A 21,906-nucleotide genomic window follows, 5' to 3' on the forward strand; every position below is an offset into this window, starting at 1 on the left:
GTCCGGCGCCCTGGACATCAAGCGCCCCCTGCACACATTGGGCGCCGACCGCGCCCTGCTGCAGGCCATCGCGGCGGGCGCGGTCGCGGACGCGGTGACCAAGAACGCGCCGCGGCTGCCGCAGGAGCGGGAGGTGCTGGAGATCCTCACCCAGGTGTACTGAATTCAGGTGTGCTCAACTCAGGAGTACTCAACTCAGGTGCACTGAACCCAAGTGTGCTGAACCGGGACACAACGGCGGCGGTGTCCTCACATGGGACAGCGCCGCCCTCGCGGTCGCGATGACCAGGCCCCAGCGGCGCGCTGACGTGCGTCGCGCCCGGCCCGGGAGCACGCTGTAGGAATGGGACCCCGGCTCTGGGCGGTTTCGCGGCAGCCGTGGCAGCCGACGCGCGCTCTGCTGTTGCTCCCGGTCGCGCTCATCGTGGTGATCACGGTGGTCGACATGCAGACCCCGTACAACGTCCACCTGGGTCCCGCCCTGGTGATCGCGCCGGCGCTCACGCCCTCCATCGCCGGTCCTCGGACCACGGCGGCCATCGGGGCGCTCGCCCTGGCCGCCCAGATCCTCATCGGGATCACCCACGGCGGGATCGGCACCACGAACCATGTCGTGCAGATCATCACCCTCGCGGTGCTGTCGGTGCTGGTGGTCGTCTACAGCGCCCTGCGTGAGCGCCGGCAGGACCAGCTGGCCCAGGTCCGCACGGTCGCCGAGGCCGCGCAGCACGTGCTGATGTGGCCGCTGCCCGAGCAGATCGGCCCGCTGCGGATCGCCTCGCTGTACCTGGCCGCCGAGGACGAGGCGCAGATCGGCGGCGACCTGTACGCGGCGACCCGGACCGACGGAGCGGTGCGCGTCCTGATCGGCGACGTGCGCGGCAAGGGCCTGTCCGCCATCGGGGAGGCCGCGCTGCTGCTCGGCGCGTTCCGGGAGAGCGCGCACCGGCACATCCCGCTCGCGGAGCTGGCCGCCCTGCTGGAGCAGAGCGTCACCCGATACGCGGCGGACCTGGAGCCGCCGGAGGAGGCGGGCGAGCGGTTCGCCACCGCGCTGCTGGTGGAGATCCCGGACCGGGATCCGGTCACCCGGATGACCAGCTGCGGCCATCCGCCGCCGTTGCTGCTGAGCCCCGGCCACGCCGTCACGGTGCCGAGCCTGCACCCGTCGCCACCGCTCGGGGTGCACGCCCCGAGCGAGCACACGCTGGACGTGTTCTCCTTCGAGCCCGGTGACACCCTGCTTCTCTACACCGACGGCGTGGTGGAGGCCAGGGACGCCCGCGGCCGGTTCTACCCGCTCGCCGAGCGGGCGATGCACTGGACCGACGACAGCCCCGAGGCGCTGATGCACCATGTGCGGCGCGATCTGCTCACCCATGCCGGGGGCCGGCTGGGCGACGACGCCGCGCTCATCGCCCTGCACCGCACGGCAGCGGAACGCCGGCGGCACCACCACGGCCGGGCCGCCGACACGGACATCCTCCGGCACGGGTGAGAACAGCCTCCCGGCCCTCACGGCAGGCGTGAGCCCCGCCCCGGGTGGGGCGGGGCGGGACGCACGCCCCCGGTCAGCGGACCGATTTGAGGTCGGTGATCTTCAGAGTCTTCAGGCTGGACTGGACGTCGATGGCGCTGACCTCGGCGTGCGGTCCGTCGCCCCAGGTGAGCGTGACGCGGCTGGTGGCGTGGCCGGAGCCCGAGCCGGTGTAAGTCACCTTCCACTTCACCGGCACGTTCTGCGCGAAGAGGATGCCGTCGGCGTGCTCCTTCTTCTCGAAGGCGGCGACTTTCTTCTGGGCGTCGGCGGAGAGGTAGAAGGCCCGCAGCGCTTTGGCGGCGTCACCGGCGGACTTGTCGTCGGTGGCCCAGACGGCGTCGATGTAGGCGCCGTAGAAATCGGCCACGTGCTGGGTGGCATTGCGCGGGTCGCCCTGCGCGGAGGTCACGTCGGCGGCACGGGTGGTGTGGTTCGCGGTGGTCCCCGCGAGGGCGGGCGTCACGGCGGCCAGGGTGAGTCCGCCGGCCAGGGCCACGGCGGTGAACAGGGTCTTACGACTACGAACGGACATATGTCCCATTCCCCCGGTTTCGTTACGACCAGGCCGATCCCGGCCGTCGACGGACTTTAAGACCGCATTTCCCTCGCGCCGGTTCCGCTTCTCTCCGCTCTTTTTCCACGCCATTCGCGGAACATGAGGCAGCCGGAAGGTTGGGCCGAATTCCGGACGATTTTCGACGCTCTTTCGGTCATTCCGCCGCGGGCGGCCGTCATTCCGCCTCGCAGGCCGTGTCATTCCGCCTCGGGCGCCCGGCTTGCGGGCGGGTCCTCGACGAACCGGGCGAGCTGGTCGAGGGCCATCCAGGAGCCCCTTTCGTTGTCCTCGCGGGGAACGGCGTCGGGGACGCCCTCGTGCAGCATCTCCACGTCCGTGCCGCCGTCGGCCGCGGTGAGCGTGGTCGTCAGGGTCATGGTGCCGCGCATCGCATCGTCGCCGGTCTCGAACGCGAACACCTCCACGACCAGGGCGTCGGGCACGAGCCGGGCGAAACGGCCGTGGTAGGTGTCCGTGTGCCCGCCCGACTTGCCGGTGGCGGACGCGTCGTCGTAGGTCAGCGAGACCCGGAAGGTGCCGCCCTCCCGGGCGTCGAAGGTGTGGACGCGGGCGCTCATGCCAGCCGGGACGCGCCAGGCCGCGATCGCGTCCGGGTCGGTCAGGGCACGGTAGACGGCGTGCGGGGGCGCCTGCACGCGCCGGGAGACTCGGGTGGCGTACACGGGCTCACGCTATCGCCCGGGGGCGCCGGTCCCGCCGTACGAAAGGAGCGGGGCCAGGGTCCGGGAGGTGGGTGCGGACCCCGGCCCCGGGTCTGTGCGGGCCTGCCGGTCGTCTGTCAGGGCTTGCGGGCGACCGCGCCGTACATCGCGATGTCCTCGTCGCGGATGCCCTGTTCGCCGGTGCCGTCGGGGTGCCACTTGTGCACCTGGACGATGCCGGGCTCGACCAGCTGGAGGCCCTCGAAGAACTCGTGGGCCTCATCGATGGTGCGCAGCCGCATCGGCATGTTGCGGGCCGCGTACTCGCGGGCGACCCGGCCCACCTCGTCGGGCGCGAACTCGGCGGTGCCGATGGACATCGCCAGATAGCTGCCGGACGGCAGCGGCTCCAGCAGCCGGCGTACGACACCGACCGCGTCGTCCGCGTCGAGCATGAAGTGGACGATGGCGATGACCGTGAGGGCGACCGGCTGGTCCAGGTCCAGGGTCTCGCGCAGCTCCGGGGCGTCCAGGATGGCCGCCGGGTCGCGGAAGTCGGCCTCGATGTACGAGGTACGGCCCTCGGGCGCGCTGGCCAGCAGGCCCTGGGAGAGGGTGAGGACGATCGGGTCGTTGTCGACGTAGACCACCCGGGACTCGGGGGCCACGGCCTGGGCGATCTCGTGCAGGTTGGGCGAGGTGGGTATGCCGGTGCCGATGTCCAGGAACTGGCGCATGCCCGCCTCCTCGGCGAGCCAGCGCACGGCGCGGTTCATCCAGTCGCGGTTGGCGCGCATGTGGACCGGGAGCGCGGGCCACTCCCGGGCCATGGCGTCGCCGGCCTCCTGGTCGGCTGGGTAGTAGTCCTTGCCGCCGAGGATGTAGTCGTAGATACGGGCTGAGTGGGCGTTCTCGGTGTCGATCCGGTCGGCCGGCCATCCGTTGTCGGGCAACGCCGTGTCTCCCATTCGGGTCGGGGGCGGGGGCTTGCGTACGAGCAGGTGCGTCACAGCTCCTTGCGGATCGCGCTCAGCAGGGACTCGGTCTTCTTCGGGGGCGCGGCCTGGGCACCGAGCCGGTCCAGCGCCTCCCGGTACACCACGACGTCGCCGGCCTTGTCGAGATAGACGGCACCGACCAGGCCGTTGAGGTAGACGATGTCGGGCAGTTCGCGGGCCCGGAACCGGAAGAGGTGGTAGGCGCCCGCCCGCAGCGCCGGGTGCGGTCCGTGGGCGAACGGCATGAGCTGCAAGGTCACATGGGGCAGCCGGTTGACCTCGACGAGGTGGTCGATCTGCGCCCGCATCACCTCGGGTCCGCCGACCGGCCAGCGCAGCACGGTCTCGTCCATCAGCACCCACAGCCGGGGCGGCGCCTCGCGGGCCAGCAGCTCCTGGCGGCGCATGCGCAGCGCGACCCGGCGCTCGGTGGCCTCGGCACAGGCGTGCGGACTCTCGGCGCCGAGCAGGGCGCGGGCATAGTCCTCGGTCTGCAACAGGCCGTGCACGAACTGGTTCTCGTAGGCGCGGATCTGCAACGCGGCCTGTTCCAGGCTGAGATAGGCGGCGAACCAGTCGGGCATCACATCGCGGTAGGTGTGCCACCAGCCGCGTTTGTTGGCCTCGCGCACGGACTGCAGGAAGGTGTCGATCTCGTCCTGGTCGCTGACGCCGTAGACCTGGAGCAGCTTCTCGGCGTCCGCGAGCCGCAGCCGGGCCACCTTGGCGGCCTCCATGCGGCGGATCGTGGAGTGGCTGACGCCGATGGCGGCGCCCGCCTCGTCGTAGCTGAGGCCGGCCCGGGTGCGCAGTTCCTCCAGCTGCCGGCCGAGGATCATGCGCAGGACGGAGGGAGCACCGCCCCAGTCGGTCTCCGCTGTCACGCCCACACCCCCTCACCAGGTCACCCGGGGAAACGGTCGAGACCGTCGCCCACGATCGCTTCCCAACCCATTCGATCACGTTTTGGCCGAAGCAGCATGCACTTGGCCACTTGCAAATTTCAACTTGGCGGTTGCGGAGCGTTGTCGGCGGATGCCAGAGTGGACCTACTGCTCCGACCGACCAAGGAGCAGGCGGCGCGGCCGGGTTGGGGGAGACCGGGCCGCACTACGGCCTCGGCGGAGGCGGTGTGTCGTCTGCTGCGCGAGCGGTCGGCCCGGAACCGACGCCCCCCACGTGAGGCCGGACGAAAGGCGCACGGCGATGGCTCCGCCCTCCCTCCCCCGACCGCTCCATCGATCACCCGGGGAACCGCCCCTGGCCGCCGGCTCGTTGCGCCTGCCCGCGGTACCCCGCCAGCACCGCTCCACGGACGACGGCCCGGACCGGGCACCGGACTCCGTGACGCACCGTCAGCAGGCTCCCGCCGAGCCGGACCGGCCCCGCCGGGCCCTGGACGGCGCGCGGCAGATCCGCCCCGTGCCGGACAGCGCGGAGCAACCTGAGCACCGGCCGCCGGTTCCGGCCGGTGTCCTGAGACCACCCGGAGGCGAGCGCCTCGGTCGACTCCCTGGGCCCGTCGGCCCCGACCGGCTCGCCTCCGGGGCCCCGCTGCCCCGCGCCGCCGCCTTCGATCTGCCGAGCCGGCCGACGGCCGTCAGCACGGCCCGCCGGGTCGTACGGGAACTGCTGACCGCCTGGGAGGTACCGGAAGGTCCCCTGGACGACGGGGTCCTGGTCACCTCGGAACTGGTCACGAACGCCCTGGTGCACACGGCCGGTGACCGGATCGCCTGCCGGCTGCACGACACGTCGGACCGGATACGGATCGAGGTCGAGGACCGGGAAGGCGGCCCCGCGCTGCCGACGGCCCGCCGCCCCGGACCCGACGACCAGCACGGACGCGGACTGCTTCTGGTCGACGCGCTGAGCCTCGACTGGGGGGTGACGCCGATACCCGGCCAACTCGCCCGAGTCGTCTGGGCGGAGCTGTCGTCCGGCCACGACTGACGTCACGTCCGCCGACCCGACCGACCGCCCCCGGACCCTCCCCCCTCGTCCGAAGGATTCCCATGCGCCACGCCGCACCCGTCCCCACCCCGTCCGCCGACCCGTCCTGGACCCGCACCCGCCCCAAGCCCGGCTCCCAGGAACAGCCCGGCTGACCCCGAAGGTCCCGGCGCCCGTTACGGCACTCCGCCGGCCTCGGCCATCGGAACGGGCGGAGCGGGGTGAGGTGGAGTGGGGTGAGCGGTTTCCAGACGGGACGGCACGCCACGGCACGCCTCTGGCCTCCGCCTCGGAGCCCCCGAGCGGAGTGCGGTGGAGTGCGATGGGTGGGTTCCGGGCGGGGGGCAGCTCACACACCCCTGGCCTCCGCCATCGGAACCCCGTAGCGGGCCGAGGCGGTCCGGGGCAGGCGGCTTCCGGAAGGGGGGCGGCGCGCATCCGGCGGAGCGGCACCCGTCTCCGCGCTCACTCCACTCCGGACCCGAACACCTCGCTGCCCCACGCCCCCGCCCACCCTCCCCTCGCAGGCACCCCCACGCCACGCCCTCGCTCCGCCCTCGGCTTCACGTCCACCGCACCGCCCCCACGCCCATCCCCACCCCAGCCCAAAACCGCCGCCCGCACACTCCCACTCCGCCCCCAGCCCCACTCGGTCCCCGGCTTCAACCCCGCCGCACCGCGCCCCCGTCCCCTCAGCCCAAAGCCAGCCCCCGCCCACGCCCCGCTCTCCGCACACGCGCCCCAGGCCACACCCCCGGTCCAGTCCCACCCCGTCGCCCCACTCCCCCATCCCACGCCCTCGCTCCCCCGCCACCGCACCGCACCCTCACGCCGCCCCCGCCTCGGCTCGAAACCGTCGCCTGCCGTACCCCATCCGCCCCCGAACCCCGGTAGATTCGCCGCTGGTGCGGGGCGTCCGCACCGGGCGGGGGATCGGGGGCCGTACGGGCTCCGGGTCCACCGTGCGGGTCGGGTCGTTGCGTCGGGGGTGTGCGGGGTGGTGGTCTGGTCGCTGATCCGCCGGAGGCGGGCCGCGTCCGGGCTTCCCGTGCCCGGGCGGTGCCGGCCCGAGGCCGGTCGGCATGTCCTGGCCACCGAGCGGCTGTTGCTGTTCACGCCCCGCACCCGGCTGGACGTGGCCGCGGCGCTCGCCGCCTGCGCCGACGCCGAGGCCCAGCGCTGGCTCGGCACCCAGGCGGACGAGGTCCTGCCCGATCCCGGCATGCGCAGGGCCCTGCTCGCCTGGCGGCCGGCCGGTGACGACGGCCGCCGGATGCCCAGGAAGCTGGCCCAGCCGTATGCGCCCGGCCCGGACGACCCGCTGCTCCTGGTCTGTGTGCGCAGATCGGACCTCGGCTACGCCGGTGCCCTCGAACTGGAGCACCGCACGGGCGAGATGGGCGGCTGGCTGGCCCCGGCCTGTCGCGGCCAGGGCTTGGGCGCGGAGCTGTTCCGCGCGGGCGCCAGGCTCGCGCACACCCATGCCGGACTGGCCACGGTCCGGGCCGGCGCGGAGCCCGGGAACACCGCGAGCCGCCGGGCCCTGGCCCATGCCGGATTCGTCCCGGACGAAGGGCCGGCCAGACAGACGCTGCCCGACGGCCGGGTGGTCGAGGCCGTCTGGCACCGACACGACAGCACGGCGGCTTCCCGCTGCCGTTGACCATCCGCCACCCACCCCCCACCCACCCTCATGGAGAGCCGACGTGACAGACACCGGATCCAGCACAGACACCGGATTCAGCCCGGAGCGGATCGCCACCGGCAAGCCGCACTCCGCCCGGATGTACGACTGGTTCCTGGACGGTAAGGACCACTACCCGGTGGATGCCGAAGCCGCAAGCAAGGTGCTGGAGCTCTTCCCGGGCGCCAAGGACGCGGCCTGGGCCAACCGGGAGTTCATGCACCGAGCCGCCCGCTTCGTCGCGCGCCTGGGCATCGACCAGTTCCTGGACGTGGGTACCGGCATCCCCACGGAGCCGAACCTGCACCAGGTCGTGCAGGCGGTCGTCCCGAGCGCCCGGGTGGTGTACGCCGACAACGACCCGATCGTGCTGCGGCACGCCGAGGCCCTGCTGCACGGCACGCCCGAGGGGCGTACCGCCTATCTGCACGCCGACGTCCGCGAGCCGGAGCGGATCGTGGAGTACGCCCGCGAGCATCTGGACCTGACCCGGCCCGTCGGCCTGTCGCTGATCGCGCTGCTGCCGTTCGTCACCGACGAGCGGGACCCGTACGGTGTCGTCCGCACGCTCCTGGACCCCCTGCCCTCCGGCAGCCACCTGATCCTGTCCCACGGCAGCGCCGAGTTCGACCCGGAGGTCATGGAGCGCATCGAGGAGGTCTACCGCGCCGGCGGCACCCCGGTCCAGACGCGCACGCACGCCGAGGTGACCCGGTTCTTCGACGGCCTGGAACTGTGCGATCCGGGTGTCGTACCGGCCACGAGGTGGCACCCCGAGCCGGCGATGCGGGTCCGGCAGGAGCAGCCGGTGTACGTCGGGGTGGCCCGCAAACCCTGACCCCCGAGGAGCTGACACTCCACCCCCTCGGCTTCGACCGCCTGGCCGCCGTCGAGCAGCGCGCCGACTGGGGCTGTCTGGAGTGGATCGCCGTCGACCCCGCCTGTCAGGGGCGCGGGGTGGCGTCCCGGCTGGTGAAGGAGTGCTGTGCGCGGCCGGCGGCGGCCGGGGCGGTGTGCGTGGTCACGGACGTGGAGCGGTGCAACACCGCCTCCGCCGAGCTGATGCGCCGCAACGGCTTCGCGGAGGAGGCCACCGTCAGCCTCTTGGTACGGCCGCTCACCGAGAGCACCGGCAGCGGCTCGGGGCGGGCCCGTGACGCCTCCGCGCCCCGCCGCCGCCTCCCCCGGGCGGCGGCCGAACGGGTGCGCTGAGTCCGACCGCGCGAGGGGCCGGACCCCTTGCGAGGGCTCAGCCCCGGGCGCCGCGTGTGGGTGTCCAACGCCTCGGCCGCGGTGCGCAGTTGCTCCGCCGCGGTGGTGCAGGCGGCGGCCTGCCGCTCCAGCGCGGGCGGGCTCCCCTCGGGGGCCACCGGACAGCCGCTGAGCGTGGCCGCGGTGGCGAGCAGTTGGCGGGCGTAGCCGCCCATGAAGTCGGCGTCGGCCCGCAAGGTGCCGACGTGCGTGAGGAGTTCACCGGCAGGGGCCGCGGTCGCTCGAGGATACTCGGTCACCACGGCAGCTCCTGCGTGACGGGATACGGAAGGACGTCAGCGCGGCAGCACGGCGTCGACGCGCCTGGCCGGCCAGGGGTTCGGCCGCCGCGTTGTCCAGCCACGGCCGGACGCCGGTGCCAGGGTGCAGCCGCAGCCTGCCGTGGGTCCGGACGAGGGTGCGTACGGCGCTCTCGCCCCGGCGCCCGTAGAGGCCCCGGTCGGCCTCCGCACAGCGGACGCCCGGTCCGAGCCGGCCCTCGACGCGGAGCCCGAGGTCGCGGGACCGGACGTCGATCTCCCGGTGGCATCCCGTGCGGCCGGCGCCGCGGCGTTCCTGAGCCGCAGCGAGGTGACGGCGACCAGCGCGGCGAGGCTCTCCCGGCCCGGCACCGCACCGGCCGCGCCGAGCACCTGGCACATACCCTGCGGCGCGGTGATCGCCGCGCCGCCCAGGCCCGCTTGTTCGTCAGGGCTCGCAGCAGCGAACACCGTGCGGCGAGACCGGTACGGGGACGGCGGCGCGTGACGGCGGTGAGAGGAGGTGCGAACAGCGTGGTACCGGTGCGCGCGGACACCGCGCGAATGCCCTCGGCGACCTCCACCACGTCCCGCGCCGGCCGCCACAGGTGACGGGCCACGGTCGCGCCGTTGGGACGCGATCCGGTCCCCTCGTCCGCCGTACATCGAAGATCGAAGAAGGCTGGAAGAGGGCCGACAGAGTGGTCTGCGGGCAGGGCAGGGCGGGCCTCTGCACGGGACGGGTGCTCAGGCGCCCGGCATCAGGCCCGCCGCGACCGTCGCCCCGAGCTCCCAGCACGCCTCGGTGTCGGCCTTGCCGGGCTCACCGGTGACGGTCACCGCGTCGGCGGCGCGCCGCCAGCCGAGGCCGGTGGTGACGGCCTCGATGGCGCGGACGGCACCGGTGACGTCGTTCCCGCCGTGGACGTAGTAGCCGAACGGCCGGCCGCGGGTCTCGTCCAGGCACGGGTAGTAGATCTGGTCGAAGAAATGCTTCAGCGCGCCGGACATATAGCCGAGGTTCGCCGGAGTGCCCAGCAGATAGCCGTCGGCTTCCAGGACGTCGGAGGCGGTTGCGGACAGGGCCGCCCGCCGTACGACGCGGACGCCCTCGATCTCCGGTGTGGTGGCGCCGGAGACGACGGCCTCGAACAGCGCCTGGCAGTTGGGCGACGGGGTGTGATGGACGATCAGCAAGGTAGGCACACCCCGCACCCTGCCGTGCGCCCGCGGCGCCTCGCAAACGGCGGGCGTGACAGAGGGCGCGGCGGGGTAGACGCTGTGCACGGGAAGGACGGGAGGGGCTGCCGTGACCAGCGTGGGTGCACGCGTCTCCGCTCTTCGCCCGCCGTGGCTGCCGGCCGGCTACGGGTGCCGCGCGGCGACCACCGCCGATGTGGACGCGATCCACCATCTGGTCGCCGCGTACGAAAGCGCGCTGCACGGCCGCCCCACGACCGGCGCCGACCAGCTCGCCACCGAGCTGTCCCTGCCCGGCACGCTGCTCGTGCACGACGACGCGGGCCGGCTGGTCGCCTGCTGCTGGGTGAAGGGACGGCGGGCCAGGTTACTTGTGCTCCCCGGCCACCGGGAGCGGGATCTCGGCAGCGGACTGCTCGACTGGGCCGAGACCCGGGCCCGGCGGGCGGGCAGCGACCGGCTCGCCCTGACGGTCTCCGACGCCGATCACGCCGCGATCGCGCTCCTGCGGACCGGCGGGTACTCCCGGCTGGTCACTGAGTGGCTGCTCGAGATCGCGCTGCCGCACGAACCCGACGTGCCCGATCCGCCGGCGGGCATCACCGTACGACCGTTCCGGCACGGCGACGAACAGGCCGCGTACCAGCTCACCGAGGACGCGTTCGACGAGTGGCAGCCACGGCGGAAGACCTACGCGGAATGGGCCCGGCACACCGTCGAACGCGCCACGTTCCTGCCGGCGGCATCGCCGGTGGCCCTCGCCGGCGACCGGATGGTCGGGGCCGTGCTGTCACTCGACGTGCCGGGTCATGGCGAGGGATATGTGGAGCGGGTCGCGGTACGGCGTGACCACCGCGACCGGGGCATCGCCCGCACGCTGCTGTGGGAGGCGTTCCGCGCCTTCCACCGCCGAGGCAGACCTGCCTGCACGCTGTGGACGCACTCCGGCACGGGCGCGCTCTCGCTGTACGTGCGGCTCGGCATGACAGTCCGGCGCAGCTCCACGGTCTACTGCAGGGCACTCGTCACCGACTGAGTTGTCCTGAGGGTCGCTCAGTAGCGGAGGCGCCTGGCCCTGAGCAGCATGATCAGGCCCGACATGGCGAGCAGGGTGCCGAGGGCCGCGGGCCACAGGTGAGCACCGGTCTCCGCCAGCGCACCCTGCTTTCCCTGCGGTTGGGGCTGTGTGGCGGCGGGCGGGACGTATCCGGCGGCGGTGGGCTGGACGGGGGCGGACTGGGTGGACCGGGTCGGCTCGGGCGACTGACTCGACCGGGTGGGGGTGGGCCGTGCCGATTCGGTGGCGCGGTGCCGCGTGTGATCGGACTTCGCGGTGTGGTCCTGCTGCGGAGCCTGGTCCTGTTTGCTGGTGCGGCCCGGTGTGGTCGTCGCGTCGGTCCTGGGTTGCTCGCTGGGCCGGGAGGCCGAGGATGCCGAGGCGGATGCGGAGGCGGCGGTGCCGCCGGGCTGCTCCGTCGTACCGTCGCCCGGGGCGGCCGTCGTGTCCGAGCCCGGACTCGCCGTGGGCGTCGCCGTCGTACCGGAGCCGTCACCACCGGGTCCGCAGGTGCGGCCGGAGTTGATGCAGTCGACCATCTCGCGCATCAGGCTCTCGTCGAAGACGTTGATGAAGTCGCCGTGGTCGGTGACGGGCTTGTGCAATTGCTCGGGGAAGGAGTCGATCGCGAAGAGCGGGGCCGTACGGCCGCCGTCCTGGAGGCTGGGCGCCCGGACGTCGTAGACGAGGCGCTGCACCAGCTGCGGAATGGCTTGGAAGCCCGCCGGGCAGGAGCCGTCGGGGGCGGTGAAGGCCACGTGGGTACGGTGGTTGGCGCTGTCGATGTTGCGGCCGTCCCAGCAGCTCTGGAACCGGAAGGTGCGCACCACGTCGCTGCCCGGCGGACACAGCGGGTACTTGTCCTTCAGCTGCCGGTCCTCGTAACCGGTGCAGCTCCAGGAGGCGTTGGCGTTGCCGGGGCCGTTGACGAAGGCCTTGGCGTCGCCGGTGATGATGCGCAGCAGGCGCGGCATGGCGGTGACTTTGCCGCGCGGGTTGCCCTCGAACGTCAGCGTGACCTGCTTGGGGGTGACGATCTGGCCCGCGTTGCCCTCCGTGCCACCGCCCGGGGATCCGGCGTCCCGCTCCTGGGTGCCGTTCTGCAGGCGCAGCACCGGCCAGTAGTACGAGGACTTGTCGCCCTGGTCGGCACAGCTCGTCCTGGCGTTCGCCAGGTCGTCGTCGCTGGCGAAGGCGTTGTTGCCCTGGTTGCCGACGTAGTCGTGGAAGTGGTGGGCGCCGTTGGAGACACCGGGGGCGACGATCACGTTGTCCGAGTTGAACAGGCCGTTCGCGTTGACACCGCAGTCAGAGGTGAAGCTGCCGCGCGAGGCGTCGGTCTGCTGGGGCGGGTTCGACTCGTCGGGCTGTACGGAGGTGATGTCCGCGTAGTCGGAGACGACGGGTCCGTTGCCGGCCTGGCCGGCGCCGTTCTGCTGGGCGCCCTGGGTCGCGGCGGGGGAACTCGGCGCGGTGGAGGCGGTGGCCTGGTCGCCGTTGTCCGTGCCGTCGGCGCCGGGGCGCAGCGTGCAGGCGGCCAGGGCGTCCAGGCCCTGCGCGGGTTGCCCGGCCCGGTCGAGGGCGTCGGATATCCGCCCGATGGCCGCGGCCCGCTTCTCCTTCAGCGGGTTCATGATCGTGTCGTCGACGGGGCCGGAGTCCTGGCCGGCGGACCGCCCCGTCTGCTGGAGTTGCTGGTAGGCCGCCGCCGTCTGCCGGTCCAGCAGGGCGAGTTCGCGGTCGACGTCGGGACGGGCCGTGTCCGGTACGGCGGTCAGCCGACTGCCGACGTCGGGGCAGTCGATCGTGGTCATGCCCGCGGACAGGACGTGCCCGGTTCCGTTCGTGCCGGACCCGTCACCCCAGTTCTCGGTCGCCGAGGCGTAGACGTTCGCGGCGACGAGGCCGCCTCCGCCCAGCATCAGAGCCACCGCTGCGAAGGTCGCGCGTCGTGCGCCGGTCGGGCGTCTGCGCCTGTTCCGTACCAAGGTCGTCCCCTGCGTGTTGTGTGTGCCGGTCGGGCATGGAGCTCCCCGGCTTCATACGGAGGGCGGCACCGATGTGTTCAACAGAATCGCGAATTCACCCGGACCTCACAGGGAAACGCGGTTTTCGCCTCTTCCCTCTCGAACATCATCGCGAACATCACAATTACGTATCGGACATTCCACGCCTCAACCTTCACACGAGGTACACACGTTGGCTAGGTTGACGCGAGGCCGCCCGGCACTCGGATGAGTCCGGACGTGACGGCCCAACTGCCCTGCGGGGCAAGGAAGGAGCGTGTCTTCCATGGCGCCGGAGAGCCGCGACGAGGTTGCGCAGCGGGACGAGGTCCGGCAGCGGATCAACTCCCTCTATGACCAGGCCGAGAACGCGACCGGGAACTACAACGCGACCCGGGCCATGGCGTCGGTGACGCGCTCACGTGGCCTGACGCAGACCAATCGGTCACGCCGGCGGTCCGATCCCGCTCTGGACGAGGTCACCCGGCAGTGGTTCGACGCGGCACGCGCCAAGCTCGGCCCGACCGTCCCCGCCGTGCTGCCCGCCGACCGGCTCCCCGACCGCCCGGCAGCACGGGGACGCTCCCGGGAACGGATGGGCGGCGGCCTTCCGGACGGCACACGGGACACGGTGGGCCCGAGCCCTTCGGCCCGGCGGGCCGAGGCGCTGGATCGCGCCGTCGATCGCGTGGTGGCCGAGCTGACGGCCGGCCGGGCGACGGACCCGGCGAGTCTGGCTCTGGCCGCGCGGGAGAGCGGACGCGCGGCGCTGCCGGGGCCTCGCCGCCCCGAACTACCCAGCGTGGGCAGTGACTTGACCGATGAGCGCCCCGGTTCCGTCGAGACGGCCGTCCTCCCGGTGCCCGCGTTGTCGGCCGCCCTGGGCGCCCCGGTTCAGGAAGCCAGGGCGCTTCCCGGCACCACCGCCCCGCGCGGCCCCTCCCCCGCCACGTCCAAGGCGAACAACCAGCGCAAGCTCGCCGCCGCGAGCGACGTGATCTCCCGGTACGCCGCCCAACTCGTCACGTATGCCGCCACTGTTCAGCCCGCACCTGTTACGGCCGCACCGCTCACGCCCGACGCGGCCGCAGCACTAGCACTCGTGACGGACGTGACGGACGTGACGGACGCGGCACCTACGCCTGTCACAGCGACACCGCCCACAACCACGCAGGTCCCCTCGGATTTCGGAACCGGTCAGTGGGAGCAGCCGCGGTGGGAGCAGCCACAGTGGGAGGCACCCGCCGGGACGATGACCGCGGACGCCTGGTCCGCCCCCATGGCCCCCGTCACCATCGACTCCGGCCCCACCGCCCCCACCGGCTCCGCCCCTATGACCTCCGTGACCGACAGCGGCCCCCTGGCCCCGGTCACCGACTCGCCGGAAGCTGTTCGTGTCACGAAGGCCGTCGCGTTCGCCCGGGCGCAGATCGGCAAGCCGTGTGTGTGGGGTGCGACCGGGCCGGACTCGTACGACTGCGCCAGCCTGACCCAGGCCGCCTGGAAGGCCGCGGGGGTCACCCTGCCGCGGGCCGCGCACCAGCAGGCACTCGCCGGCGCCCCGGTCACCCTGGCCGGGATCGAGCCAGGTGATCTCGTCCTCTTCTTCGACGACGACCGGCATGTGGGGCTGCATGTCGGCGGCGGCATGATGGTGCACGCGCCGGGTCCGGGGGCGTCGATCCGCGAGGAGTCGATCTACGGCGCCGGGGAGTCGGCGATCCACCGGATCGTGCGGCCCGCCTGACCGGCCCGCGCCCCGGGAGCGGGACCGGGGTCAGCGGCGGCGCCGGTGTGCCCGCCGGCTCTCGTAGTGGTCGAGCAGGGTCTCCTCCAACGGCCGGTAAGCGAGGCCGAGTTCGCGGACGCTGCGGCTGTTGTCGACGCGGAAGCGGATGCCGAGGTGCCCCCGGATGTAGTCCTGGGTGAGGCCGAAGGAGGGGCCCAGGATGCGTACCGGCCAGTGCGGGAGCCTGGTGCGCGGCAGCCGGAGGTCGCGGGGGTGGCGGGCGAGGATGATGCGGGCCATCTCGTGGAACGACGTCATGGTCTCGGCCGCCACGATGTACCGCCCCTGCGCCGCCGGGTTCTCGGCGACGGCGATGTGCGCGTCGGCCACGTCGCGGACGTCCGCCGTGGTGAAGCTGAAGTCCGGGGCGCCGTAGCAGAAATAGCCCTTGAACAGCTCGTCGAGCAGGAAGAGGCTGCCGGAGTCGGACGCGGGCGTGAACGAAGGGCCGAGGATCAGCCCGGGGTTGACCGACACCATGCGCCAGCGGTCCTGCGCCGCCGCGGCCGCCCAGGCGGCGCGTTCCGCCCGTGTCTTGGCGTAGTGGTAGGGGTTGTTCTCGACCGTGCTGGTGGTGTTGAAGTACCGCTCGGAGAGAACCTGGCCGTCCATCGCGAGCACGTCGGCATAGTCACCGAAGATCGCGCCCACCGTCGAGGTGAACACGAGGATCCGGACCTCCGGGGTCCGCTCGATCGCCGCCAGCACATGGCGGGTGCCCAGCAGCGCCGGGTCCACGACGTCCCGTCGGCCGTCCCCGATCCGCTCCGGCATCAGGAACGGCGAGGCCACATGGAAGACGACCGGGCAGCCGCGGAACGCCTCGTCGTACGAACCCTCTTTCAGCAAGTCCGCAGCGAACAACCGCAGTTGCCCAGGGAATGCCTCCTGGAGCTCCCACAGAGGTCGGACCTTCGCCGCGTCGAAGAGGCGGCGTACGGTGGCATGGACCCGGTAGCCGCGCTCCAGCAGCCGCCGTACCAGGTGACTGCCGACAAAGCCGCTGCCGCCGGTCACCGCGACGGTCACCCCCGGGTGTCCGCCCACGACCGCCTCTCTCCACCGCTGCCCGATCCCCGCCCGAGAACAGGGTCGGACAGTTCCCGCTCGGAGGGAACACCTCGAACACAAGAGATCAACAGGTAAGCCATAAGATCCCCTTATGAGGTCATAGACCGGACCCGCGTAGCAACTTAGGTCTGCCTTAGTTTAGGCTTCATGATCGAGTCGCCATTCAGACGCGAAGGGAACCTCATCATGCCGCGCCCCCTGCGGGTAGCCATCGTCGGAGCCGGCCCCGCCGGGATCTACGCCGCCGATGCCCTGCTCAAGTCCGAGGTGGCCGCCGGTCCCGGCGTGTCCATCGACCTCTTCGAGCGGATGCCCGCCCCGTTCGGCCTGATCCGGTACGGCGTCGCCCCGGACCACCCGCGCATCAAGGGCATCATCACCGCCCTGCACCAGGTGCTCGACAAGCCGCAGATCCGGCTCTTCGGCAACGTCGGCTACCCGACCGACATCAGCCTGGACGATCTGCGCGACTTCTACGACGCGGTGATCTTCTCCACCGGCGCGATGGCCGACCGCGAGCTGTCCCTACCCGGCATCGAGCTGGACGGCTCCTACGGCGCCGCCGACTTCGTCTCCTGGTACGACGGACACCCGGACGTGCCGCGCACCTGGCCGCTCGAGGCCGAGAAGGTCGCCGTGCTCGGTGTCGGCAACGTCGCGCTGGACGTGGCCCGCGTCCTCGCCAAGACCGCGGACGAGCTGCTGCCGACCGAGATACCGCCGAACGTCTACGACGGCCTGAAGGCCAACAAGGCCGTGGAGATCCACGTCTTCGGGCGCCGTGGCCCCGCCCAGGCGAAGTTCAGCCCGATGGAGCTGCGCGAGCTGGACCACTCGCCGAACATCGAGGTCATCGTCGACCCCGAGGACATCGACTACGACGAGGGCTCGATCGAGACCCGGCGCGGCAACAAGCAGGCCGACATGGTCGCCAAGACCCTGGAGAACTGGGCCATCCGCGACGTCGGCGAGCGGCCGCACAAGCTGTTCCTGCACTTCTTCGAGTCGCCCGCGGAGATCCTCGGCGAGGACGGCAAGGTCGTCGGCCTGCGCACCGAGCGCACCGCCCTCGACGGCACCGGCAACGTCAAGGGCACCGGCGAGTTCAAGGACTGGGACGTCACCGCGGTCTACCGCGCCGTCGGCTACCTCTCCGAGAAGCTGCCCAAGCTGCCCTGGGACATCGACTCGGGCACGATCCCGGACGAGGGCGGCCGGGTCATCGAGGAGGGCGGCACCCCGCTGCAGTCCGCGTATGTCACCGGCTGGATCCGGCGCGGCCCGGTCGGTCTGATCGGCCACACCAAGGGCGACGCCAACGAGACCGTCGCCAACCTGCTGGACGACTACGCGAACGGCCGGCTGCACACCCCGGCCTCGCCCGCCCCGGAGGCGGTGGACGCGTTCCTCGCCGAGCGCGAGGTCCGCTTCACCACCTGGGAGGGCTGGTACAAGCTGGACGCCGCCGAGCGGGCCCTGGGCGAGCCGCAGGGCCGCGAGCGCGTGAAGATCGTCGAGCGTGCGGACATGCTGCGGGAGAGCGGGGCGTAAGTCCCTTCTCCGGGAAGCTCCTTTCCTGTCCACCGGGGAGGCTTCACTCCTGCTCACTGAGGAGGCTCCGCTCCTTGAGGCTCCGAGGGGGCCGGCGCTGATTGCGCCGGCCCCTTCGCCGCGTACCGCCGCGGTCAGCCCTCCGCGGCCCGCGGGAACAGCTCATGCGGCCCTGCCTTCTTTCGCACGGCGGCAGCAGGCGCGCGAACGAGCCGTACACGCCCTTGCCCGACGGCGAGGCCGGACGCAAGACGGTGCGTCCGGCCCGGGCCCGGCGCCCGGTCCCGACCGCGCCCACGGCCACCAGCTCCGCCTGCGCGACCTTGTGCCGGGCGGCCGTCCAGCCGTTCCAGCGGCGGACGTCACGGTCCGTGGGCCGGGTGAGCGCGCTCAGCTGGGGACAACTCCGGTGACACGAGGGGCCGGTCGGCGTCACGGAGCTGTTCGGCGTGCCACGAGTTCGCGGCGGCCGGCCAGCGTCAGGAGCATGGTCAGCAGGGCGAGCGCGGCAGTCTGGACGAGGCCGCCGTTGACGTACGGGGCGGCACCGGGCAGCCGGATCCACGGGTAGAGGGCGGCGACGCGCGCGGCCAGGAGGAGCAGGCCGAGCACGGCGAGGGCGAGGCCGTCGCCGGGCGCAACCCGGTCCGTGCGCCGGACGCGCCACAGCAGCCAGCCGAGGGCACCGACGACGAAGCAGTTGGCGGGCCCCCACACCAGGTCGGAGACGGCGGGCAGCAGGACCAGGGAGGCGCCCGTCACCACACACGTCGCCATGAAGACCAGACCGGGGGTGCCGGCGGGCAGCCGGGCCGGGGGTGCGTCGCGATGATGGGCCGCGCACAGCGCGAGGGCCGGCAGCCAGGCGAGGAGCGCCAGCGCCGCGACGAACGAAGGCTCCGGGAGGGGCGTCACGTCCGTCACCGAGCGCAGCAGCGGCCACAGGGTGGGCAGCGCGGCCACCAGGACGCCGATCCGGGCCAGGCGGCGACGGCCGTACAGGAGGGCGAAGTAGGCGGCCGCCCAGCCCAGCGGCAGGATCCACTGGGCCACGGCGACCGTCCCGGCGAGGACGCCGTGGCCGATGAACCCCGAGACGAACCACCGCCGTTCGGCACCGCCTCGGGTGAACGACCAGGTCAGCTGCAGGACCGGTTCGACGACGGCGGAGGCCGCCAGAAGCAGGACCGCGGCCAGCGCGAACAGCCGGGCGGCCGATCCGAGCAGGACGTAGGGGCGGGGCGCGCCCGCGGCGCCGAGGCGGCTGCGCACTGCAAGCCCGGCGATGCTCGCCACCTCGCCGAGCGTGGGCCGGCTCTGGTCCAGTGTGTCGCGGTCGAGGTCCTCCAGATACGTCTCGACCATCTCCTCCTCCCGTTCGCGCCGGTAGTAGGCGGGGAGCAGGCGCAGGACGGAACGGTAGCGGGCCTCCAGCAGCGTGGTCATGCGTAGCCTCCCGCGAGTCCGGGTGCGGTGGGGGGTTCGAGCCCGGCCGGGACTTCCGGGGCGGCGCGGGCGCCGGCGCGGCGCCCCTCGGCGATGCGCTGCTTGGCAGCACCGGCACCGGCGGCCATCCGCTCGGCCTCGGCGTCCAGGGCCGCCACGCCGTCGTCGGTGAGCCGGTAGTAGCGCCGCAGGCGGCCCTGCTGGACCTCTTCCCGGTCCAGCACGATCAGGCCGTCCGCGGTGAGCCGGTCCAGCACGCCGTACAACGTGCCGACCCGCAGCTGCACCTCACCGTCGGACAGCTCCTCCACCTCACGCAGGATGCCGTAACCGTGCCGCGGCTGGTCGGCGAGCGCCGTGAGGACGAAGAACGCCGCCCGGGTCATGCTCTTCGCTGTCATGCGACAAGAATATATCGGCTGCCGATATATATCGAGAGCAGAATGGGTCCCGGTTGCCTGCGCGGCCCAACTCGTCGAGACCCCACGCGCGTGCCGGGTGGATCGGGTGAACGGGGTCCGCCCCTGAGCGGATGGACGGGCCGACCCCGTTCGCCGGACCATTGTGGTGGCTGTACAAGGGCACGACCACGTGTGAACGGCGGCCGCCCGACGCGCAGCCCGCGCGCCCCGAGTGCAGGGCGCGCGTCCCCGTGCGCGGGGGCGTACGGGTGTCGCCACGCGCCGCCTTCCCGCCCCGCACCACGTGTCGCCCCGCCGAGCGGTGATACTGGAAGGCACACCCGCCCCGATCAGCAGATTGGCCCATGTCGAACTCCGCCACCGACCGCGCCGTCTTCCCGCAGACCCTCTGGGCGGCCCGCGGCCGTCACACCGGTCCCGTCCCCGAGGAGGTCGTCCGCCGCACCCTGCGCGGGCACAAGGAGAGCGGCGACATCGACGACTTCGCCGAACCTCCCGTGCCCGAGGACGCGGCCCGGCGGGTCTTCGAGGCGCGCCGGCGGGCCGGCGGCACGGTCACCGTGCGGGCGCGGCTCACCCTCGTACCGAACGAGGGCCGGCGGCCAGGGCACGAATGGCGGCTGGTCGCCGAGGCGGAGCGCCCCTGGGACGAGACCTGGCCCTCCCCCGCGACGCTGTTCTGGCCCGAGGGCGGCACGGGTGCCGACGGCTCCTGGGACCACCACGCCACGGTCACCGGGCTGCGCTTTCGGCAGGTCAACGCGCTACCGGCGGACGACAAGGAGATGCGGCGCCGGCTGCGGGACGCGGCCCGCGAGGCGTGGTGCGTGAACGTCGTCGTGCACGAGGCGATGACCCCGGACGAGCAGGGCCGGCTGCCGCTGGCCCGGCTGCTGCCGCCCGGCCTCAGACACCGCGTGGTGGAGCACAGGGCCGCGCCGCACCAGTTCCGTGCCGTCAACTGGGCGCTGAAGGACCTCGGTTGCGAGGTGCCGCGCGGCGGCGCGGTGCTGCTGCCGCCGGACCCGGCTCCGGAGGGCTACGACCCCCCAGGAGCACAGCGTCCGCAGCGTCTTCCTGGACGGCTCCGAGCCGGCCGAACTCGTCGCGGCCCTGCGCCGCTTCGTCGCCCTGCCCCGGCCGCTGCCGCGGGAGGTCGCGGAGGCGCTGAGCGACCTGCGGGACGACTGGACGCTGATGACCCTCCAGGAGGAGCTGGAGCGCGAACGGCGGCGGGTCGCCATGTATGAGGAGGCGCTGGAGGCGATGACCCGGTCCCGGGACCTGTACAAGGAGGCCGCCGAGCAGGCCCTGGAGGCGCTCGCCGCCTACCGTGACGTCCCGGCGCCCGCGCCGGACCTGCCGCAGCAGCGGCCCGCCTCCCGGACGCCGGGTGCGCTGCAGCAGCTGACCCGGACGTTCGAGCGGCTGAAGCTCAAGGGCCAGCGTCAGCCGGCACCGGAACCCGCACCGGAGCCGTCGGAGTCGGCCGGGCCCGCTGCGGAGAGCGGCGGTACGGAGGCCGCAGACGGCACGGACCGGTCGTCGTAGCGTCATGGGTTCCACCACGCCCCTGCTGGTCATAGCCGTCGTCGTTGCCGCGGGGCTGCTCGCCGTCGCCCTGGCGCTGCTGGTACGGCTGGTGCGCACCCGGCGCGCATTGCGGCGCTCCGGGCTGCCGACGGGCCCGCGCTGGGTGTTCTGGGGCGCGGTCGCCTATCTGCTGCTCCCCACCGACCTGCTGCCCGACCCCGTCTACCTGGACGACATCGCCGTCCTGCTGCTCGCGCTGCGCAGCCTGCGCGCCGCCCGCCCGCTGCCGCCCGGCCCGACCGGGCCCTGAACGGCCGCCGCTCCCTCACCATGGGGTGATGCGGACCGAGTTCACCCGTATGTCCGGTACGACGACGGCCCCGGATGTGGCCGTGGTCGTGGTCGTCGATGTCATGCGCGCGTTCACCGTGGCCGCCTGAGCGTTCCGGCGCGGTGCCGAGCGGATCGTCTTCGCCGGTACGCAGCGGGAGGCGCTGGAGCTGAAGGCCCGTCACCCGGGCTGGCTCGCCTTCCAGGACGGCGCGCCGGTGCCGGGGTTCGAACTGGCGAAGGGGCGCTTGCCGTCGCGGAGGCGAGGCTGCCGCTGTGCGCCGGCTTCGTGGTGGCCGGTGCGACCGCCGAGGTGCTGCGGCGGGCCCGGCCGGAGACGGTGACCTTCGTCGTCACCGGGGACGGCGGCCGGGCCGAGGAGCATCTCGCCTGCACCGAGTACCTTGCGGACCGTGTGCACGCGGTACGACGCCGACCCGGCGCCGAACCTCGAAAGGGCCCGGCGGTCCGACGCCGCCGGGCCGCTCGCGGACGGCGTGCGGCGCGGGTGGGGCGGTGTCCACTCCGCGGACGTGACGACGTGACTGGAGGCGGATACCTTCCCGTTCGCGATAGCGGCCGCCCGGGAGGACGGCC

The 21,906-nt window shown here is 72.8% G+C and carries 19 protein-coding genes and 2 pseudogenes; 12 read left to right on the plus strand and 9 right to left on the minus strand.

The features are described from left to right. Positions 1-343: 343 nt before the first annotated feature. On the plus strand, positions 344-1,498 hold the full coding sequence (locus M878_RS53695; RefSeq protein ID WP_023544745.1) for a PP2C family protein-serine/threonine phosphatase: 1,155 nt from the start codon (positions 344-346) through the stop codon (positions 1,496-1,498). Between the two features lie 73 nt (positions 1,499-1,571). Here M878_RS53695 and M878_RS53700 read toward each other — a convergent pair whose 3' ends face one another. From M878_RS53700 to M878_RS53715, 4 genes are all read right to left on the minus strand, one after another. Beyond that, positions 1,572-2,072: a hypothetical protein gene (locus tag M878_RS53700; protein WP_023544746.1), complete on the minus strand. Its 501-nt coding sequence runs from the start codon at positions 2,070-2,072 to the stop codon at positions 1,572-1,574. Between the two features lie 221 nt (positions 2,073-2,293). Then, complete coding sequence (locus M878_RS53705; protein WP_023544747.1) at positions 2,294-2,779, minus strand: SRPBCC domain-containing protein; 486 nt, start codon at positions 2,777-2,779, stop codon at positions 2,294-2,296. A 116-nt stretch (positions 2,780-2,895) separates the two neighbouring features. Further along, positions 2,896-3,711 (minus strand): SAM-dependent methyltransferase, encoded by an 816-nt coding sequence (locus M878_RS53710; RefSeq protein WP_031223970.1) that lies wholly within the window; start codon positions 3,709-3,711, stop codon positions 2,896-2,898. Positions 3,712-3,764: 53 nt separating this feature from the next. Continuing rightward, entirely contained in the window at positions 3,765-4,640 is an 876-nt protein-coding gene (locus M878_RS53715; RefSeq protein ID WP_031223972.1) for a helix-turn-helix domain-containing protein, read from the minus strand. Positions 4,641-5,100: 460 nt separating this feature from the next. Between M878_RS53715 and M878_RS97275 the strand changes: the two genes are divergently transcribed. From M878_RS97275 to M878_RS53740, 5 genes are all read left to right on the plus strand, one after another. After that, positions 5,101-5,709 carry an ATP-binding protein gene (locus M878_RS97275; RefSeq protein WP_158692630.1) on the plus strand — a complete coding sequence of 203 codons (609 nt, stop codon included), beginning with the start codon at positions 5,101-5,103 and terminating at the stop codon, positions 5,707-5,709. 997 nt (positions 5,710-6,706) lie between these two features. Next, positions 6,707-7,372: a GNAT family N-acetyltransferase gene (locus tag M878_RS53725; RefSeq protein WP_023544752.1), complete on the plus strand. Its 666-nt coding sequence runs from the start codon at positions 6,707-6,709 to the stop codon at positions 7,370-7,372. Positions 7,373-7,415: 43 nt separating this feature from the next. Next, positions 7,416-8,231, plus strand: a complete 816-nt coding sequence (locus M878_RS53730; protein ID WP_023544753.1) for an SAM-dependent methyltransferase — start codon at positions 7,416-7,418, stop codon at positions 8,229-8,231. Next, positions 8,159-8,605: a GNAT family N-acetyltransferase gene (locus M878_RS000000101330; RefSeq protein WP_342452709.1), complete on the plus strand. Its 447-nt coding sequence runs from the start codon at positions 8,159-8,161 to the stop codon at positions 8,603-8,605. The genes M878_RS53730 and M878_RS000000101330 overlap by 73 nt, the downstream gene beginning before the upstream one ends. A 423-nt stretch (positions 8,606-9,028) precedes the next feature. Then, positions 9,029-9,412, plus strand: coding sequence for a hypothetical protein (locus M878_RS53740; RefSeq protein WP_158692631.1), 384 nt, complete (start codon positions 9,029-9,031; stop codon positions 9,410-9,412). Between the two features lie 239 nt (positions 9,413-9,651). Here M878_RS53740 and M878_RS53745 read toward each other — a convergent pair whose 3' ends face one another. Then, a complete protein-coding gene (locus M878_RS53745) occupies positions 9,652-10,110 on the minus strand; it encodes a flavodoxin family protein (protein WP_031223978.1) in 459 nt (152 codons plus the stop codon). Between the two features lie 103 nt (positions 10,111-10,213). Between M878_RS53745 and M878_RS53750 the strand changes: the two genes are divergently transcribed. Continuing rightward, complete coding sequence (locus tag M878_RS53750) at positions 10,214-11,140, plus strand: GNAT family N-acetyltransferase (protein WP_023544757.1); 927 nt, start codon at positions 10,214-10,216, stop codon at positions 11,138-11,140. Positions 11,141-11,157: 17 nt separating this feature from the next. Here M878_RS53750 and M878_RS53755 read toward each other — a convergent pair whose 3' ends face one another. Next, positions 11,158-13,083 (minus strand): DUF1996 domain-containing protein, encoded by a 1,926-nt coding sequence (locus tag M878_RS53755; protein ID WP_023544758.1) that lies wholly within the window; start codon positions 13,081-13,083, stop codon positions 11,158-11,160. Between the two features lie 370 nt (positions 13,084-13,453). Between M878_RS53755 and M878_RS99415 the strand changes: the two genes are divergently transcribed. Beyond that, positions 13,454-14,914, plus strand: a complete 1,461-nt coding sequence (locus M878_RS99415; RefSeq protein ID WP_023544759.1) for a C40 family peptidase — start codon at positions 13,454-13,456, stop codon at positions 14,912-14,914. 30 nt (positions 14,915-14,944) lie between these two features. On the opposite strand, the gene M878_RS53760 is transcribed toward M878_RS99415, so the two are convergent. Then, positions 14,945-16,003, minus strand: coding sequence for an NAD-dependent epimerase/dehydratase family protein (locus M878_RS53760; RefSeq protein WP_209445490.1), 1,059 nt, complete (start codon positions 16,001-16,003; stop codon positions 14,945-14,947). 210 nt (positions 16,004-16,213) lie between these two features. Here M878_RS53760 and M878_RS53765 point away from each other — a divergent pair, with 210 nt between their 5' ends. Then, positions 16,214-17,578 carry an FAD-dependent oxidoreductase gene (locus M878_RS53765; RefSeq protein ID WP_023544761.1) on the plus strand — a complete coding sequence of 455 codons (1,365 nt, stop codon included), beginning with the start codon at positions 16,214-16,216 and terminating at the stop codon, positions 17,576-17,578. Between the two features lie 432 nt (positions 17,579-18,010). Here the strand turns inward: M878_RS53765 and M878_RS53770 are convergent, their stop codons facing one another. Together M878_RS53770 and M878_RS53775 are read right to left on the minus strand one after the other, a co-directional pair. Further along, on the minus strand, positions 18,011-19,024 hold the full coding sequence (locus M878_RS53770; protein ID WP_023544762.1) for a hypothetical protein: 1,014 nt from the start codon (positions 19,022-19,024) through the stop codon (positions 18,011-18,013). Then, complete coding sequence (locus M878_RS53775) at positions 19,021-19,410, minus strand: PadR family transcriptional regulator (protein WP_023544763.1); 390 nt, start codon at positions 19,408-19,410, stop codon at positions 19,021-19,023. Before M878_RS53775 ends, M878_RS53770 begins: the two co-directional genes overlap by 4 nt. A gap of 380 nt (positions 19,411-19,790) precedes the next feature. Between M878_RS53775 and M878_RS53780 the strand changes: the two are divergent. From M878_RS53780 to M878_RS93580, 3 genes and pseudogenes are all read left to right on the plus strand, one after another. Beyond that, positions 19,791-20,997, plus strand: a pseudogene (locus M878_RS53780) (hypothetical protein). A gap of 4 nt (positions 20,998-21,001) precedes the next feature. Continuing rightward, a complete protein-coding gene (locus M878_RS53785) occupies positions 21,002-21,289 on the plus strand; it encodes a DUF1232 domain-containing protein (RefSeq protein ID WP_023544766.1) in 288 nt (95 codons plus the stop codon). A gap of 28 nt (positions 21,290-21,317) precedes the next feature. Next, positions 21,318-21,851: pseudogene (locus M878_RS93580) on the plus strand (2-phosphosulfolactate phosphatase); the annotation flags it as partial. Positions 21,852-21,906 lie beyond the last annotated feature (55 nt).

This window comes from Streptomyces roseochromogenus subsp. oscitans DS 12.976 (genome assembly GCF_000497445.1).
Taxonomy (GTDB): Bacteria; Actinomycetota; Actinomycetes; order Streptomycetales; family Streptomycetaceae; genus Streptomyces; species Streptomyces oscitans.